At 49.2% G+C, this 16,120-nt stretch carries 15 protein-coding genes and 2 tRNA genes; 7 read left to right on the top strand and 10 right to left on the bottom strand.

Features of this window, described 5'->3' with window-relative positions; genetic code table 11:
• The first annotated feature begins 37 nt into the window (after positions 1 to 37).
• Complete coding sequence (gene lipA / locus JMM79_02205; GenBank protein QQY08063.1) at positions 38 to 967, top strand: lipoyl synthase; 930 nt, start codon at positions 38 to 40, stop codon at positions 965 to 967.
• 67 nt (positions 968 to 1,034) lie between these two features.
• On the opposite strand, the gene JMM79_02200 is transcribed toward lipA, so the two are convergent.
• Positions 1,035 to 1,784: a polysaccharide deacetylase family protein gene (locus tag JMM79_02200; protein ID QQY08062.1), complete on the bottom strand. Its 750-nt coding sequence runs from the start codon at positions 1,782 to 1,784 to the stop codon at positions 1,035 to 1,037.
• Between the two features lie 395 nt (positions 1,785 to 2,179).
• Between JMM79_02200 and JMM79_02195 the strand changes: the two genes are divergently transcribed.
• From JMM79_02195 to JMM79_02185, 3 genes are all read left to right on the top strand, one after another.
• A tRNA-Arg gene (locus JMM79_02195) sits at positions 2,180 to 2,251 on the top strand.
• A gap of 1,161 nt (positions 2,252 to 3,412) precedes the next feature.
• Entirely contained in the window at positions 3,413 to 5,440 is a 2,028-nt protein-coding gene (locus tag JMM79_02190; GenBank protein QQY08061.1) for a thioredoxin family protein, read from the top strand.
• 411 nt (positions 5,441 to 5,851) lie between these two features.
• Positions 5,852 to 7,825: a phospho-sugar mutase gene (locus JMM79_02185; GenBank protein ID QQY08060.1), complete on the top strand. Its 1,974-nt coding sequence runs from the start codon at positions 5,852 to 5,854 to the stop codon at positions 7,823 to 7,825.
• Positions 7,826 to 8,052: 227 nt separating this feature from the next.
• On the opposite strand, the gene JMM79_02180 is transcribed toward JMM79_02185, so the two are convergent.
• On the bottom strand, positions 8,053 to 8,253 hold the full coding sequence (locus tag JMM79_02180) for a hypothetical protein (protein ID QQY08059.1): 201 nt from the start codon (positions 8,251 to 8,253) through the stop codon (positions 8,053 to 8,055).
• A gap of 200 nt (positions 8,254 to 8,453) precedes the next feature.
• Between JMM79_02180 and JMM79_02175 the strand changes: the two genes are divergently transcribed.
• Entirely contained in the window at positions 8,454 to 9,071 is a 618-nt protein-coding gene (locus tag JMM79_02175) for a UbiX family flavin prenyltransferase (protein QQY08058.1), read from the top strand.
• A gap of 14 nt (positions 9,072 to 9,085) precedes the next feature.
• Here JMM79_02175 and ndk read toward each other — a convergent pair whose 3' ends face one another.
• Together ndk and rpsP are read right to left on the bottom strand one after the other, a co-directional pair.
• Positions 9,086 to 9,529 carry a nucleoside-diphosphate kinase gene (ndk, locus tag JMM79_02170; GenBank protein ID QQY08057.1) on the bottom strand — a complete coding sequence of 148 codons (444 nt, stop codon included), beginning with the start codon at positions 9,527 to 9,529 and terminating at the stop codon, positions 9,086 to 9,088.
• 204 nt (positions 9,530 to 9,733) lie between these two features.
• A complete protein-coding gene (rpsP, locus tag JMM79_02165; GenBank protein QQY08056.1) occupies positions 9,734 to 10,009 on the bottom strand; it encodes a 30S ribosomal protein S16 in 276 nt (91 codons plus the stop codon).
• Positions 10,010 to 10,875: 866 nt separating this feature from the next.
• On the opposite strand from rpsP, the gene JMM79_02160 reads away from it, so the two are divergent.
• Both JMM79_02160 and rpsT read left to right on the top strand, forming a co-directional pair.
• Positions 10,876 to 10,947: transfer RNA gene (locus tag JMM79_02160), tRNA-Met, on the top strand.
• Positions 10,948 to 10,979: 32 nt separating this feature from the next.
• The gene (gene rpsT / locus JMM79_02155; protein QQY08055.1) at positions 10,980 to 11,273 is read left to right on the top strand and encodes a 30S ribosomal protein S20; all 294 of its coding nucleotides are present in this window, start codon (positions 10,980 to 10,982) and stop codon (positions 11,271 to 11,273) included.
• On the opposite strand, the gene JMM79_02150 is transcribed toward rpsT, so the two are convergent.
• The 6 genes from JMM79_02150 to JMM79_02125 form a co-directional block, all read right to left on the bottom strand.
• Positions 11,266 to 11,907, bottom strand: coding sequence for a 1-acyl-sn-glycerol-3-phosphate acyltransferase (locus JMM79_02150; GenBank protein ID QQY08054.1), 642 nt, complete (start codon positions 11,905 to 11,907; stop codon positions 11,266 to 11,268). The genes rpsT and JMM79_02150 overlap by 8 nt on opposite strands.
• A gap of 2 nt (positions 11,908 to 11,909) precedes the next feature.
• Complete coding sequence (gene cmk / locus JMM79_02145) at positions 11,910 to 12,557, bottom strand: (d)CMP kinase (GenBank protein ID QQY08053.1); 648 nt, start codon at positions 12,555 to 12,557, stop codon at positions 11,910 to 11,912.
• Between the two features lie 46 nt (positions 12,558 to 12,603).
• Positions 12,604 to 13,920, bottom strand: coding sequence for a 3-phosphoshikimate 1-carboxyvinyltransferase (aroA, locus tag JMM79_02140; GenBank protein QQY08052.1), 1,317 nt, complete (start codon positions 13,918 to 13,920; stop codon positions 12,604 to 12,606).
• A gap of 4 nt (positions 13,921 to 13,924) precedes the next feature.
• Positions 13,925 to 14,779 carry a prephenate dehydrogenase/arogenate dehydrogenase family protein gene (locus JMM79_02135; protein ID QQY08051.1) on the bottom strand — a complete coding sequence of 285 codons (855 nt, stop codon included), beginning with the start codon at positions 14,777 to 14,779 and terminating at the stop codon, positions 13,925 to 13,927.
• Positions 14,769 to 15,227, bottom strand: coding sequence for a hypothetical protein (locus JMM79_02130; protein QQY08782.1), 459 nt, complete (start codon positions 15,225 to 15,227; stop codon positions 14,769 to 14,771). Before JMM79_02130 ends, JMM79_02135 begins: the two co-directional genes overlap by 11 nt.
• Positions 15,228 to 15,416: 189 nt before the next feature.
• On the bottom strand, positions 15,417 to 16,115 hold the full coding sequence (locus tag JMM79_02125) for a hypothetical protein (protein QQY08050.1): 699 nt from the start codon (positions 16,113 to 16,115) through the stop codon (positions 15,417 to 15,419).
• Between the last annotated feature and the right edge of the window lie 5 nt (positions 16,116 to 16,120).

The raw sequence follows: 16,120 nt of genomic DNA, 5'->3' as shown, positions 1-16,120 counted from the left end.
TTCTTACTCGTGTCAAACTCACAACTCTCTCGAAACAATGCCTCCAGGGATTATTAATCCTATTAGTGACTCTACATTGCACCAAGCTCGGAAGCCGACTTGGATCAAAGTTCGCCTTCCTTCTAACCCAGTGTTCTTCTCCACCAAGGGGCTAATTGCTGATCTGAAACTTCACACGGTTTGCGAGAGTGCTCAGTGCCCAAATCGCTGGGAATGCTGGAGTCGAGGGACTGCTACCTTTATGATCGCCGGCGATCGTTGCACTCGAGCCTGCAGATTCTGCGCTGTATCTACAGCTAAGCCTCTTCCTCTGGAAGAGGACGAGCCAGAGCGCGTAGCTGAGGCCGTCCGTCGTATGAAACTCAAACATGTTGTCCTTACGGCTGTCGCGCGCGATGACTTGAAAGATGGCGGCGCCAGCCATTTTGCTCACGTCGTTCAGGCTGTCCGTGCAATTGATTCTTCTCTTGTTGTCGAGGTCCTCACCCCAGACTTCAACGGCAGAGAATGGGCCTTACAAATCGTACTGGATGCAAACCCTCACGTCTTTAACCACAACTTAGAAACCGTGGAGCGGCTAACTCCATTTGTGAGATCTCGAGCCAAGTATCGTCTTTCTCTGGAAGTGCTTTCTATGGCTAAACGCCTCCGGGCCAGCCTCGTCGTCAAAAGCGGCCTGATGCTTGGACTAGGAGAGGCCGAAGCTGAGCTCCTCCAAGCCATGGATGACCTACTTGAGACAGGCGTCCAAGTACTGACCTTAGGCCAGTATCTTCGTCCAAGCCCTCGACACTTTCCGGTGGTGGAATACATTCCTCCAGCCATCTTTGATCGCTATAGGGACATTGCTCTCTCCAAAGGCTTTGAGTTTGTCTCCAGTGGACCATTGGTACGCAGTTCTTATCACGCTGCTGACTTTGTTCCCCTCACCGTCCCCAATTCTCCAAAAAAAGCCAGCTCAGGCTAGCTACTTTACTGCCCTAGTAGATGACCGTCCTGCTAGCAAAACCTTGCTGCCACACCTGTTTGTTGTTTCAGAGGAAAAGGAAGGAGAGGAGCCGATCTAGCAAGCCTCGTAAATTCATGGGTGGCTGGCGTACGCTAATGCGTGGCAAAATGAACGGATCTATGGCATTAGTGTGGCAAATACCGGGATCGGTCGTTACGGCTGTCTTGTATCCAGCCTCTTCTACCAGGTCTCGCACCCATACCTTCCAACTACCATAAGGATAGCAGAAATGCTGAACAGCTACCCCAAACATGTCCTCCAGCTTTTTTTTGCTAGAGGCAATTTCTTCCCTGGCTTGCCGTCGATCCAAATATGTTAGGTGCGGGTGCGTCAAGGTGTGAGCACCGATCTTGTGACCAGCGGACAGCCAAGTACGTACTTGGCTCTCATCCATGAGAGGATCCTCCACTTCCCCGAGTAAAGTGTCCCACTCATTTCTTCCTCCGATGTGCTCTGTAACTAGGTACTGGATTGCGGTGAAGCCTAACTTCCAGAGCGGGACCATGGCATGCTGAAAAACTGTCCTACTTCCATCATCAAAAGTAATCACCAAGCGATTGTTCTTTGGCTGGGCAAAATTTTTCTGCGCTCGTAAGTGAGTGGTACAGAACCCTTCCTTCCAAAGTTCTTCCATTTGCTTTTTGAACAGACACGGTCGCACATAGAGGTCCTTCCTGCGTACTCCCTGTGGAGGTCTCTCTAGCTTATGATAGGTTAGAATGGGTACTCCTTCCCTGAAAATGCGATTGTATGGGGTAAGCCTGGAGTAGTACACAAGCCTTCCCTGGGAGGCACGGCGCACAAGGGCTCTTAGGGAGTGGGAAAACAAAGGGGGTACAGGGCGCTGCTCTTCGGCGGCTGGGTTGCTTTTCGTAAAGGTAGGCATCTGGATGAGTCAGTTCTCCAGAAAAAGGTGGAGGAAAACGGCCCCTAGAGGCATATAGAGGAGCGTAGCGGTCTGGTATTAAAAATACTTGCTTCCCAGGCAAAGAATGTTTCTCTCTTTATGCCGGTGGTGCATATCCATAGTCGGTTCTTCTCCTGGGAAGGTTATCAGAGTTCCTTGGATCTGGGAATGGTGCAGGTATGGGTGTTGCGTGATGAAGAAGTAAAGGCCGACAAACGGCTGAGATATCCCCCTAAGTCAAGTGTAGGAGGCACCATTTTGTGGCTCCCGTAGTTCAATGGACAGAACGGAGGTTTCCTAAACCTTAAATCCGGGTTCGACTCCCGGCAGGAGCATTTCTTTATTCTTCTTGAGACCTCAGTACCGCAGTTAGAATCAGGGGAAGCAATGGTTTGTAGATACCCTGGTGGCTAGATAGGTTTTTTTTGTCTTTCGACGGAAGGGGATGCCCTGGCGTTATCGCCCCCTGTATCTTTTTCCCTCTCGAAACTATCTTCTCTAAGAATGCGGTTTCTGGGAGAAGGGAAAGAATAGGAGGAAGTGATTTGCACCTGCAGGTCTATTCTGTGCTAAATGGCAATTATTGCAGCAGCACGGAGAGGCGGATGCACTTTTTGAATAAACAGCAGAGTAGAACTTGTGCAGTTTGGCTTTGCTACGGGCGACGTGAGAGCATTCTCCAATCAAGAGGCTGGGAGGACCTCTCTAAAGGAGAGGTCTCCTAGTGTTTAGCTATTTCGTAGTTTAGGGCACATTTTGTTGCTCCAATTCCAATTATGACGGGGTGAAGCCACCGCTTTCCTGCAGGGACATGCATCAACTGCTTTTAGAGCAAGGAGTAACAATCGGCCAACCGGACAAGATCTAATTCACTAAGAGAGCAGAAAAGCCATAGAGAAGAGTGGATGGACCGGACTCTCCTACGAAACCCGGAACCTACCACCAAGAAATTAAGGCAGAGGTTGACGTTTCATTACAATAGATGGCACGGTAGCGGAAGGATAGGGGACACTTTCTTGAATCTTTTTGTTCCCCTTCTGACTTAAAGCGCTTAATAATCCCGTGTCTCTCCAATTTTTTCCGGGGCCCCTGGAGCTCATAAAAAGGAGAAAGGAACTTCAAAGTCTCCTTTGGAGAAGTTGAGGTGGAACCTTTGCGCGAATACCCCTCCTTTCTTTCGTGGGGGCTTCTTATAAGTCGTCATGTACTGCCGAAATTTAGTGCTATGTGCTTCCAGCCTTCCTCCATTCGAGTGATTCCCTCTCTTTCCCCATGCAGAGTAATGGGGCACACATCTTATAATCCTCGTGCAAGACGTGAACGCCGACAGGATTTTCGACTATGCAAGGATCCCACGCCCCATGTGGAAGCCCATTACAATACTCTTTAGCTGCCTTTTGCTTACACTCCATGGTATGGAAGCGGTGCCATCAGCCTTCCAGAGCCAAAACCCCAAACGGGTTGTGCAAGCTTTTTTGATTGCAAATTCCTCGACCGTGGCCCCAAGCAAAACTTTCCAGGTTGGATTACTTCTCCAAATGCCTCCGGGATGGCATACCTTCTGGAAAAATCCAGGTAGTATAGGTATTCCCATAGCCATCGACTGGAAACTGCCGGATGGATTTAAGGCTTCAGCTCTTCGATGGCCTGTTCCAGAATACATCATCCTAGAAGATGGTGTCGTGGACTATGGATACAGAGGGGAGGTCCTCCTTATTGCCCAAATCCGACCACCAAATCGACTGGATATGAAGGAGGTCACCATAAATGGGCACGTCACTTGGCTGGCATGCGCCGATAGCAGCTGCGCTCCGGAGATAGCAGATCTGTCCCTTACTCTTCCTGTATCCACCCGCGTTGAGTCAAAGAATGACCAATTTTTTAGGAAATCCGAGCGTCTCCTACCCCTTCTCAGTAATCCTCCGTTCCCTGTAGTTTTCTCCAAATACGCCGGAGGGATAGAAATCCATGCCCAGCCCAGTGAAGATGTCAAGAGACTCCTATTTTTTCCCCTTCCAGCCCCTCAGCAGTTAATTGGCAAAATAAGCACGATTCATCATCTTCCCCAAGATAGAAGGGAGTGGGTTATTCGGGTTCCGGTTAACAACGGACCCCTGAACGGGGTTCTAGTTGCAGAGAACACAAACAACACCCGCGAGGGATATGAGTTCACAGATATTTCCCCAAGCTCTACCTTTTCCAGAAGGATCCCGGCTCCGGGTTCTATAGCTTCTTCTACTCTGCTTCAAGCAATTTTTTATGGATTCCTAGGCGGATTGATCCTGAATTTAATGCCTTGTGTCCTTCCAGTCATTTCTCTGAAAATCTTTGGCTTAATTCAACAGGCGGAAAAAAATCGTGGAAGGATTCCCTACCACGGGCTGGCTTTCACAGCTGGAATCTTTTTTTGGTTTTTTTTATTAGCAAGTCTTGTCCTAGTCTTAAAGTCCCAGGGAAATATTTCTAACTGGACAGCGTTCCAATTCCAGAGTCCTGTCTTTAATTTGGTTGTTATTGTAGTAACATTCGTCCTCGCCCTGAGCATGTTTGGCATCTTTGAGGTCTCCATCCCCAGTACAGTGGCGACCGGGCTTGTACGTCTCTCGGAGTGGGATGGGCTGTGGGGAGCTTTTTTTCACGGGACTTTCACTACGCTGCTAGCAACACCTTGCACCTCTCCATTCTTGGGTACAGCCCTCGGCCTTTCTTTAGCTCAAAGTAACGCGACAGCATTTGCGGTATTTATGGCCGCAGCAACTGGAATGGCATTACCTTATTTGATCCTCTCTATACAAACAAGCTGGATCCGGCTGATCCCTAAACCTGGCTTATGGATGGAATGGACAAAACAGCTGATGGGTTTTCCTCTGCTTGCTACAATAATCTGGCTGCTGGGTGTGCTGGGCAACCAGCTAGGAACATCGTCAATAGTTGCCACACTTACATTGCTATTATTGCTTGCTATCTGCTGCTGGTCATTGGGAATCTTTCAGAACTCCAGAGGACGCTACCAACAGCAGGGTTTACTACCGCCCTGGTGGCTGCTTTTAGCCTGTCTGACTATAGTGACCTCTGCCACTTATTACCTGGCATGGCCACATGGCGCACGCGCCTACACCACCAGAGCTCAAAGTGGCAAATATTCAAAAATCCCCTGGCTACCCTACTCCGACTCCATCCTACATAGAGCTCAAGCTATTGGCTATCACGTTTTTGTAAACTTTACCGCAGATTGGTGTCTTTCCTGCAAGTTCAATGAAAAAGCTGTTTTGGATCGTCCAGTTGTCATCGCTGCGTTTCAGTCTAAGGGAATTATACCGCTTAAAGCAGACTGGACTAACTGGGACCCTGTAATTTGTGCCGCTCTACACTCTTTCGGTCGCATTAGTGTCCCTCTCTATGTCCTCTATCCGGCCAAGACATCTAGGGACCCCATTATCTTGTCGGAGCTTCTTACTGAAGCCGAGGTTCTTAATGCTTTAGAGGGGCTTGCTACCAGTGGCAAAACCATACCGTTGTCTTGAGCCCCTCCTCTCCAGGAGGGTTTAAATCCTTTGTCTGCCCCTGCGTCCTGAGAAAGAATAATCGTGATGGGGAGGGGGGCATTTTTTTTGCTCCTCCGGCTCCAGTTAAAAGGTGAGATTCTTCCCCCCCCCCCACCCCAGGTTTTCCTCCCTCCCAGTATAACATCCAAAGTGAGAGGGAAGGGAGGGGGATGTCCTTTCAGGTCTTGCCAAGCTAAAAAAAGCCTCCCGACGGGGAGATTCGCCCGAAGCTTGCTGGAAAGCAAGCACTACACGTTTGCGCGTCTGCGCATTATGTTAATCCCCACACAATCACGAGCTACAGCTTTCGTGTTATATCTCCTTTCTCTTTCTACCTTTCCAGCCAGAATTTATCCTAGTATAGAACTCTATCTACAAAGATGTTGGATTATGAAGTTGCTCCTTTCTTACATTAGCAGGGCGGCATCGGAGGGCTATCTTCTACCCTCTACGGTAGAAAACATTCGCCTTTTGCTAGAAGAGGACAGTTCCTCCCTTACTAGTGAATCTGTCGCGGAGCTTGTAAAAAGGCGTCAGTGGAAGGAATTAAATGACAGATTCTTCTGCATGCTTCATTTTGGCACTGGAGGACTACGTGGAAACACAATTCGCTCCATTGTTACTCACAGCGAGCAAGGAGCCTCTTTGAGAGGGGAATGCCCCCAATTCCCTAGCGTAGGAACCAACATGATGAACGATTTTAATATCACAAAAGTTACAAAGGGACTGGCTGAATATGTAAAGGAAGTTTTTAGCGTAGGAGGACAAGAGGAGCGCCCTAAGATTTGTATTGCATATGACACAAGATATTTCTCGCGCCGTTTTGCAGAGCTTTGCGCACGTACCTGCGCGGAAAAAGGCTGTGATGCTTTGGTATTTTCCTCGCCTAGATCCGCCCCGGAACTTTCCTTTGCTGTACGCTATTTGCATGCGGCAGCCGGAGTAAACATTACTGCTAGTCACAATCCTCCAGAATACAATGGATTCAAGGTTTATTGGACAGATGGGGGCCAGGTCATGGAGCCTCATGCTAGCCGAATCATTCAAAAAGTTCGTCAGGTGCTTCCGTGGGATACTCCTTCCTTCTACGATGAAGGAGAGGTGGTTAGGTTAGGTGCAGAAATTGATTTGGCCTATCTCGAGCGCCTGCAGACGTTGATCTTGGACCAAGAGCTGGTAGCTCGTCAGGCAGCCGCAACAAAGATTGTGTATACTCCTCTATACGGAACTGGGATGGCAATCATCCCCCATTTACTACGTAAGTTTGGATTTTCCGTTTCGATCGTAGAGGCCCAAAGAGATCCGGACGGACAGTTTCCAACTGTGGCGTCACCCAATCCCGAGGAGCCTGCGGCTCTTAACTTAGCAATAGAGGATGCAAACCGGTTGGGGGCTGAGGTAGCAATTGGTACTGATCCAGACGGGGATCGAATGGGAGTAGCAGCCAGGGATGAAGCAGGGGAAATGCGCTTACTGACAGGTAACCAGATCGGAGTCCTTCTGCTCTGGTATCGGATTACCAAGCTTTTTGAGTTGGGAGTGTTAAATGTCAATAACCTTACACGTGCTGCGTGTCTTAAGAGTTTTGTTACTTCTGACTTACAGAAGGCCATCTGTAGGCGCTTTGGAGTCCGATGCGTTGAAACCCTAACTGGGTTCAAATACATTGGGGCGAAGCTTCATAAATATGAGGAGCAGATCCCTGCAGATAAGCGGGCTGGCTACACAGAGCTCAGTGAGCAGGAAACGCGTGTGCTTCGGCTATCCGAGTCTACGTATTACATTTTTGGTGGGGAAGAAAGTCACGGTTACAGTGCATCCGATTTTGTACGTGACAAGGATGCTAATGGTTCTGCTCTCCTCTTCGCGGAGCTAGTGTCGTACGCTCGAGAAAGATCTGTCACGGTTCACGAGATACTAGACGAAATTTTTCGAACCTATGGCCTTTACCTAGAGCAAACTGTTTCAATGCCATTTGAGGGCGCAGAAGGTGCTTCTAAAATCCAGGACTTGGTTTCGTCCTATGCGGCTTGTCCTCCCAAATCTATCGCCGGATCTTTGGTAACCAATATTTGCAATTTTGCCAAGGAGACGGTCACTGATGCCGAGGGGGATATAATACCAAAGACGGCGATGATTGCATTTGAGACGGAAGACCATTCTCGGGTGATAGTGCGCCCTTCCGGGACAGAACCAAAAATTAAGTTCTACCTATCCGCAACTTGCCCCTCCAGTTTGCCATCTCCCACAGAAGCCGGTGATGAGCTCTCCGCTAGAAAGGCAGAGTTAAAGGCACACCTAGACGCCATTTGGGAATTCCTTAGTACCGATGCCCAAAGGCGTTTACTCCAGAAACCTCTGTAACGCACATGGCATAGGGAAAAGAAAGCCACAAAGCGCCAACCAATAGCCCTCCCCTAGGAGGGCCACAATGTACTTGGACCCGCGAAGAATACAATGATCTCTGGGGGTAAAACAGGAGAAGAATCCCCCTTCCCTATGTAGACTATCCCTGCAAGAACAGCTACGCTCCCGCAGGGATTATGGTTACCCTGAATGCACTGACCATTGAAGGTCTCTTTTCACTGCAATCAGGGGAGCCCCGGGGGTACTTGTTTAAATCGGTCACCACTAGGGGCTCCATGAGATTCTAGAAGAACGTCCTTTTCTACTAGGCTACCCAAGGGTCCCATCTTGTACCGAAGACCAGAACATTCCTTACCAACAATAACGACAGCTAACTCGGAAGGCTCCATTGCAGAGTGACTGTTTTCTTGAAGAAGAGAAGACATCTTCCCCCCACACGCTCGGTAAGACAAACGAGCTTTTTTATTTCCAACTCGGTGGGTAGGCTCAGTCTTTTCCGTCTTTCCCATTTTCTATATGGGCGATTCTATTTATCCGATTTACCTGGTTTAGGTATAATGAGCATCATGCAGCTCCACCAGGAGCTGGCCTTATTTGCAATCTTTCCTACCTCTTTTTCTTCTCTATGAAACTTGTTATTGCAGCAACAGCCACTAGTGGAGCTATTTATCTCCAGCGGTTGCTAGATTATCTGGATACTTTCCCTGGCAACCCACCGCACGAAATCCACCTTATCTTCAGCTCTTTTGCTCATCAGGTTATCCACGAAGAAATCAATGAGCTACGGCTTCCGAAGAGCGCGGTAATTCGGCGACACTCCAACAGGAACATGAATGCACCATTCGCTAGCGGTTCCACGTGGTTTGATGCAATGGTCATCATACCATGCTCTATGGGAACTCTCGGACGTATTGTAGCAGGTACGAGTGAATCCCTCATCTTGCGCTCTGCGGATGTCTTTCTTAAAGAAAGACGTAAATTAATTCTCGTAGTAAGGGAAACTCCCTGGAATCTAGTCCATGCGAGAAACGCGATAGCGGCGATAGAATCCGGCGTCACATTTTTACCGGCAATGCCCTCCTTCTATAGCAAGCCAAGCACTATTGGAGAGGTGGCAGATACCGTAGTATGGCGTGTCTTGGATCAACTAGGATTACCTGCTACGGATGCCTACCGGTGGAAAGAGGATAATGTTGGTACTGGGGGGGGCGTTGTGGGAAGTGAAGAAATAAACCCCAGTTAACAAAAAAAGGGAGCCTAGTTCCAAGGTGCCGCTGGCAGCGCGTACTCAAAAATCTCTTCCCTTTGAAAGAAATACTTAAGTTCGCTCTCGGCTTGTTCTGATGAGTCCGATGTGTGGACAGCGTTGATCATAACATCTTGGCCGAAATCCCCACGAATAGTTCCTTTCATTGCCTTCAGCGAGTCGGTAGGGCCGGCTAGCTCCCGAGCGCGTGCGACTACATCCTTACCTGCCAATGCTAGAGCAATAACAGGCGTGGATTCCATAAAGGACTGCACCTCTCGGAAAAACGGTTTGTCGGCGATGTGCGCGTAATGTTTGCGAAGAATTCTAGCATTGAGCTGCAGCATTTTGATCCCACAGATGCGAAAGCCACTTTCCTCAAAGCGAGAAAGAATATCCCCAACGTGCCGCTTCAAAAGACAGTCTGGCTTAAGCAAAACTAGTGTTATTTCCATGTCTTATTGACAACGTCTCAGATTTCCTCCCCCCTTGCAGAGAAAATCTGGTGAACTACCCCCTAAGCCTTTTCAGCAGCCTAACAGATATACTGCACGACCCACGTTACGTGAAGTCCCGGATCTAACTAATAGGAGAATGAGCAGCCAGTAGTACACAGGTAAGACGCGCAAAAACCCCAGAAAGCGGCCTTAGCTCGCTTTTTACACGACAACGGAAGCTTGACCCTGCAGTCTACCCCGCGCTTTCTCCTTCTTAATCAAGTTATGCACCGTCTGAGAAGGCTGAGCGCCCACCCCCAACCAGTAGGCTACCCTATCAAGCTCAACAGAGAAATCACCTTCTAGACCTCTAGGATTGTATCTGCCGACAATCTCAATAAACCGGCCGTCTCTTGGATGACGCTGGTCAGTTACCACGATCTTATAGTAGGGGCAATTGCGGGCCCCTTCGCGTTTCAGTCGAATTCTTACAGCCATGGTTGTTTTGCTTCTTTTCTTGTTCTGTATAGCAGCTCGGACTGCCGGGCAGAAAGTACCTTTTCACTCTAACAGAGTAAGCCCTCTCCTTCTCCGAGGCGATCTGCGTCGCACGCCCTGCATCTGCTTATCTCGTGCTCTCGTGTTTATTAACTAACTCCAGCGCACCCCAAGCCTAACCCCGACGTGGGGGCCTCCTCACCAAATATTACTGAACGTGTAGCATCGCGTGCTCCGTAGGTCAAAACCTCTCTAGCCTTTCTTTTTTGCTCGGCACAATCAAGAATTCCCCTCGTGCTATCTTGCTAGCTCGTCAAGCGACTCCACTTACGGCAAGCATGTTGTTTCTGGATGGAAAATGCCAGAGGAAGATTTTTTTGAAGAGGTACTAGAGTATGTGACGAGCACTTGGAAAGCTGCAAGTTGGTGTGGAGGTTGCTGCACAGAGTATTAGAACACGTCCTAGGACGCCCATTTCTGGGAACCATGACAACTTCTTCTCTTGGCTAAAGGTTTTTTGCCCAACCCTAAGTGACGACTCCCCACGCAGTACGCCCGACTGACATAATACTTGTGGGAAAACTATCTTTGCCATGAAAATTAAAGTTAAAGTGAATACGCAGGAATTGGATACACTACACCTGTGCACTTAAAAAACATTCCAAGTCCTGTGAGGCAAAATTTATCTTGGAAGTCCCTCTCTAGGCAACCTGGGAAGACGCAAACGGCTTTGCCCCTTTGCTGAGTTGTAAGTCTTCTTTTGAAGAAGCATCGTACCCAGTTGTGTGCATCCGGCAGATGCGTGGATAGAGAAGAAAACACGCTTGACCGCGCACCTTCCCTACCTAGGATGAAGTTCAATCCACGCCAGGATAGCTCAGCGGTAGAGCAGGGGACTCATAAGCCCTTGGCCGGGAGTTCGATTCTCCCTCCTGGCAAAAAAAAGATACACATCCAAATCCAGTTTTTCATGGCCAACACTAAATCTGCTGCCAAGAGGGTACGCCAGAACGCCCGTAACGCCTCCCGCAATGCAAGCGTCCTGAGCACCCTTAGGACTCGACAAAAAAAGCTTCTGGCTATTCCGGAAGGAGATAAAGCGACCATTCGTAAGGCTTCTATGGCTTTATCTTCTTTACTTGATAAGGCTGCCAAGCGCGGCATTATCCACAGGAATCTAGCCAATCGCAAGAAGTCTCGCCTACCTTCAGTGGGGACACCCCCCGGAGAGGGTGTTGTCAGTAGCACTGCTGCCGCTACATAGTGCGGATTCGTCCTTCTTGCGATAGGCGGATATCATTGATGGCGTCCATGACTCGCTGACTAATTCTTCTATATGTCTCTACGTTAGCAGGTTGCACATCTTCAAGTGAGAAGTGCATTACTTCTCCGACTACAGTGGTGATTCTCGTAGGGTATGGCGTCTTCCTCCCAAATGGGAGTGCCCTATTGGCACCAAAAATCCGCATGGGCAGAACTGGACAAAGTGTCTTTGCGACGATAAGACCTATGCCGGGTCGCGCCAGATGCAGGGTGCCGTCCCTAGAGCGTGCACCCTCTGGAAAAAGTACCACTGCATTTCCTCTGCGAATCTTTTGGATAACAGCTCTTAGGGCCATTCCGCCTGCTACCCCATCTCGATCCACTGGGATAGTATTCATATTCGGGAATAGAGGGCCCAGGATGGGCCATTCTAAGAGTGTCTTTCGAGCCAGAAAGTACACATCCCGTCGAGAGCAGATACCGACAAGAGGAGGATCAAGGTAGCTTGTGTGGTTAACTGCCAAAACCACCCCGCCTCTCTCAACCATTCGTTCTGGATGGATTATCTTATAGCGAAAGAGGACTGCTGCAGCCAGCTTACAAAGCCAATAGCCGATTCCATAAACAAGTGTCATAATTAGTGCAGAAGTCCTTGTGTCGTAAGTAATCGTAAAACCCGCTGTACTACCTCCTCTTGTGTCAGGCGAGTAGTGTCAACGAGCCACGCCCCTTCTGGAAGAATCAACGGTGCTATTTCCCGAGTGGAGTCCAACCGATCGCGTTCCTCAATTGTATCCATGATTCCTTGCATCTCTCGACGATGTTGGCGCTCTTTTTTAGAGGCATCCAGATAAAATTTATACGGGGTTTCTGGGAAGACAACTGAGCCAATATCGCGACCCTCTACCACTAGAGGGAGGCGTCTACCCAAATCTCGTAGCGGTTTAAGTAGTGCCCGACGAAATTCAGGAACCCTAGAAAAGAGAGAGACGTGCTGTTGCACAGGTACGTCCTTCAAATGCGTAGCGCAGTCTACACCATTAACAAGGAAAACAGCTTTTCCTAAGAGGAATTTACTTGAAACTCGGAGTTGAAAAAGAAATTTGCTGAGTACTTCGCTCGATTTTGCGGATATGCCTGACTCCAACGCCATCCAAGCGACTGACCTGTAAAGCTCGCCGGAGCTGACAAATAGAAATCCCAGGCGCTGTGCTACTGCTTGCGAAATAGTGCTCTTTCCTACCGCTGCTGGGCCATCAATGGAAACAATCGGAGGATCATCCATAGAGCAAATGGGATGATCTTATAGCAGGTTTTTCGCCCTGTCCGTCTTAATTTAAATCTTGATAAATCAGGCCCTTTGAAAACTGCCGTAGGGTCTTCTCAAAACCTGGATAGGAGGTTCTAATGCAACTTGTGTCTTCAATAATGGTCTCCCCTACAGCAAATAAGCCAGCTATGGAGAACGCCATCGCAATCCGGTGGTCGCCAAAGCTCTTCAGACGCGCCCCAATAAGAGAATCTTTACCTTGTATTTCCATGCCATCCCCACGCTCTACAACCCTCACGCCCATAGCCCGTAAATTGGCTGTTAGGGCAGCTATGCGATCGGTCTCTTTTACCCTGAGCTCCTGTGCATTACGAATGATAGTCTCCCCTTGAGCGAGTGCCCCGGCTACCGCAATGATGGGGATTTCATCAATCGCGTTGGAGATTTCCTCACCTTGGACAGTGGTCGCGCGCAGTTGTACTCCAGTGATCTCAATAGAACCAGACGGTTCCCCAATCTCTACTTGTTCTGTCGACATTGCCCGAATGTGTGCCCCCATTCGGGATAAAATATCCAGGACAGCTCTGCGAGATGGATTTAATCCTACATTCCTGATGAGAAGTTTTGCACCTGGTTGAGCGGCTGCTGCTAATATCCAAAACGACGCGCTCGAAATATCCCCTGGGACACGAAAATTACGGGCCTGTGGTATGGAGGGACCTTTCAATAAAATCTCTTCCCCATGTCTTCGGATGGTAACTCCAAAGTCCTGCAACATGCGCTCTGTATGATCACGGCTTCTCGTGTATTCGATTACGGTGCTCTCTCCTTGAGCAGACAATCCAGCCAGAAGGATGGCACTCTTGACTTGCGCGCTGGCCACCGGCATTCGATAAATGATAGGCCGCAGTGGTTTCCTCCCTTCGACCAAGAGCGGCGGAAAATCATCCCCTTCCCCTGCTGACAATTTTGCTCCCATAAGGGATAGAGGTTCCATGATACGCTTCATTGGGCGTCTCGAAAGGGAAGGATCCCCAACGAGTCGAGAACAGAACGATTGGGCGGCTAGGATGCCAGCAAGTAACCGCATAGTAGTGCCAGAGTTGCCACAATAGACGTCTCTTTTTGGAGTACGAAATTTTCCACTACATCCATGGACCATGGCAGAACAACGCTCTGGCAGTAGTTCAATGGAGATCCCTAGCTCGCGTAGAGCCTTCACTGTGTGCAGACAATCCTCCCCATAGAGCAAATTTGTAATTTTACAAACCCCGTTAGAGAGGGCGGCAATCATTAAGGCTCGGTGAGAGATACTCTTGTCTCCAGGTACCGTGATTGCACAATGGATAGGAGGTACACCACCTTCAATTTTTAGCATACCTCTAATTCTTGAGTAGAGACCTAGCCACGCTTGCCTTTTCTAGAAAATTGTACAAGCCTTCTGTATCTGACATCTTGAGGAGATGAGACAGGGTTCGAAGCTGGTCATCGTAGTGAGAGAGGGCTGCCAGAATAGCTTCCCGATTCTCTAGAAGCACATCTAACCATAGATCCGCAGCTCCCTGTGCGATACGTGTTGCATCTCGATATCCTCCACCAGCGATTTCTTGCAGAGATGGAGGCTGAGAACAGATGGTGCTTACGAGAGCAGCAGCAGTAACGTGCGGCAGATGACTAACAAACGCCACTGCTGTATCGTGCTGTTCCGGTGTCATTTCAAAAATTCGTGCCCCGGCAGAATCCCATAGGTCACGCACCTTTTCCAAGCGAGAGATAACCGCGGGGTGATGGGCCGGGCCCAATGGCGTGAGAATGCACGGGGCCTGTAGGAAGAGGTCCCATCGTGCTGCTTCCAGACCACTTCGCTCGGAACCGGCCATTGGATGTCCTCCCAAAAAACAATCCCCCAAGATGGGAACCAATTCCCGCGTGACAAACACCTTGATGCTCCCAACATCAGTAACAACTGCATCTACGTCGAGAAAGGGCCGAATTTTTCTAGCCAGCCTCCCCATAGCAGAAACTGGGGAGCATAAAACTATCACCTTGGCTCCAGGGATGACCTCCTCAAATTGTAAAGATGCCTTCAGTGGCCGAAGCAACGTCTTTGCCTTTTGAAGGGATGTCTCCCCCCGGGCCCAAACGTGAATCTTCCACCCTCCCCTTCGCGCTAATGCCAAAGCTAGTGACCCTCCAATGAGTCCAGGAGCCAGGATAGCCACTGTCTTAGGGAACACGGAAAAGTTTGCCTGTATAAGGGCATCTCACTTCCTGTCCAGGTGGGTAGTCACGAACATCAACATATCCCGTATAAGGCGCATACGGGCTAGTTACCAGACCTTTTTTACCAGGTACTGGAGCAGCATAGGGAGTCTCCTGCAGCGCCTTTGCAGCACCAGGAGGGTTGGAGGAGAAATGCGGGGTATCTGGATTTTTGTCAGCAGTTTCTGAGGGTTGGGGAATCCTGGGAGAAGACTCTACTGAGCCTTCAATGCCATGAGTAATATAGGAGGATCTATTACCTTCTATGAGTCGGCCGTCCTGCTTGGCAGCACCTGAAAAACCTATAGCACCGCCCCCATATCGGTTTTGACCTGTGGTATCATTTGTTCGGCTTGACGTCCTCTCGCATGCGGAGAGCAATGCTGCTGTCACGATAAACATGATCCACCAGAAGTCTTTCATGATTAACCTAAAGACCACACCGATTAAATTCGTTTTTCATACAGACATCAATCAAAACACATCGACTGTGCACACTCTTTACCATTTTCCTGGTATAGGATTATGTTGCTGGTGCTTTTCCTAGGAAAGGACAACGTGAGGCGGCTTCGTAGATAAATCCGGGTATGGTCACGCATCCTTTGATAACCCTCAGTCGAGGACCTCATAGACTGTTTCTATGTGGGTATGAGTGGGTTTTTGAGTACGAGTAGAGCATAAGCGGCAGTGAGCAACATAACCGATGACGGTAACTATCGGGAAGAGAAAGAGAGGCCAGTAACCAAGTAGAGGGGAGATGGGTGGTGCCACGTACAGTATGCCACTTACCGAACTCCGTGTATCGGGAGACAACACCTCCACTTGTACTTCCCATTTACCAGCTATCGGAAAGGCTACCGTGGCGGCATATAATAGTTTGTTCGTCGCCGCCGTGTGAGTGGCCTGATATGTAGTTAGATTAGGTTTCATCCGACAACAGGGCGGCTTCCAGATCTCTGCAGTAACTGCTGGCTGTTTGTTGAGGCACCGAAGTGCAAGGGAGACCTTGGCATTTAGTAAGGGCCGATGAGTTAAATGGTCCTGTACTAGTATACTGGCATCCTCCAGTCCAGCGTGTACAATAGCGGAGGCGGTGAAAATAGTAATCCGAAATGGGCCGGCTTTTTTGGAAATCTGTACGGTACCTCCGTCGGAAAAAACTTCCCCCTTTAGTACAAGAACCAAGAAGACGACTAGGGCAAGCCTCCATGAGGCTCGACCATAGTTACAATGGAAGGGGAGATACTTCAAGCGTAGCGAAATGGGAGGGGCGCGATGCAAGGCCGACAAGCGCGGTGCGACTGCAGGCAAGAGCC

Origin of the sequence: Candidatus Xiphinematobacter sp. (genome assembly GCA_016766635.1) — a bacterium.
In the GTDB taxonomy this organism is placed as follows: domain Bacteria; phylum Verrucomicrobiota; class Verrucomicrobiia; order Chthoniobacterales; family Xiphinematobacteraceae; genus Xiphinematobacter.
The sequence above is the reverse complement of the archived record's forward strand: the minus strand, read 5'-3'. Positions and strand labels throughout refer to the sequence as shown.

What these genes read in the sequence shown, in the direction of transcription:
- rpsP (QQY08056.1), bottom strand. Translation starts at nt 10,009, where the DNA reads ATGGCTGTAAGAATTCGACTGAAACGCGAAGGGGCCCGCAATTGCCCC.
- cmk (QQY08053.1), bottom strand. Translation starts at nt 12,557, where the DNA reads ATGGATGATCCTCCGATTGTTTCCATTGATGGCCCAGCAGCGGTAGGA.
- ndk (QQY08057.1), bottom strand. Translation starts at nt 9,529, where the DNA reads ATGGAAATAACACTAGTTTTGCTTAAGCCAGACTGTCTTTTGAAGCGG.
- rpsT (QQY08055.1), top strand. Translation starts at nt 10,980, where the DNA reads ATGGCCAACACTAAATCTGCTGCCAAGAGGGTACGCCAGAACGCCCGT.
- lipA (QQY08063.1), top strand. Translation starts at nt 38, where the DNA reads ATGCCTCCAGGGATTATTAATCCTATTAGTGACTCTACATTGCACCAA.
- JMM79_02185 (QQY08060.1), top strand. Translation starts at nt 5,852, where the DNA reads ATGAAGTTGCTCCTTTCTTACATTAGCAGGGCGGCATCGGAGGGCTAT.
- JMM79_02180 (QQY08059.1), bottom strand. Translation starts at nt 8,253, where the DNA reads ATGTCTTCTCTTCTTCAAGAAAACAGTCACTCTGCAATGGAGCCTTCC.
- JMM79_02150 (QQY08054.1), bottom strand. Translation starts at nt 11,907, where the DNA reads ATGACACTTGTTTATGGAATCGGCTATTGGCTTTGTAAGCTGGCTGCA.
- aroA (QQY08052.1), bottom strand. Translation starts at nt 13,920, where the DNA reads ATGCTAAAAATTGAAGGTGGTGTACCTCCTATCCATTGTGCAATCACG.
- JMM79_02175 (QQY08058.1), top strand. Translation starts at nt 8,454, where the DNA reads ATGAAACTTGTTATTGCAGCAACAGCCACTAGTGGAGCTATTTATCTC.
- JMM79_02130 (QQY08782.1), bottom strand. Translation starts at nt 15,227, where the DNA reads ATGAAAGACTTCTGGTGGATCATGTTTATCGTGACAGCAGCATTGCTC.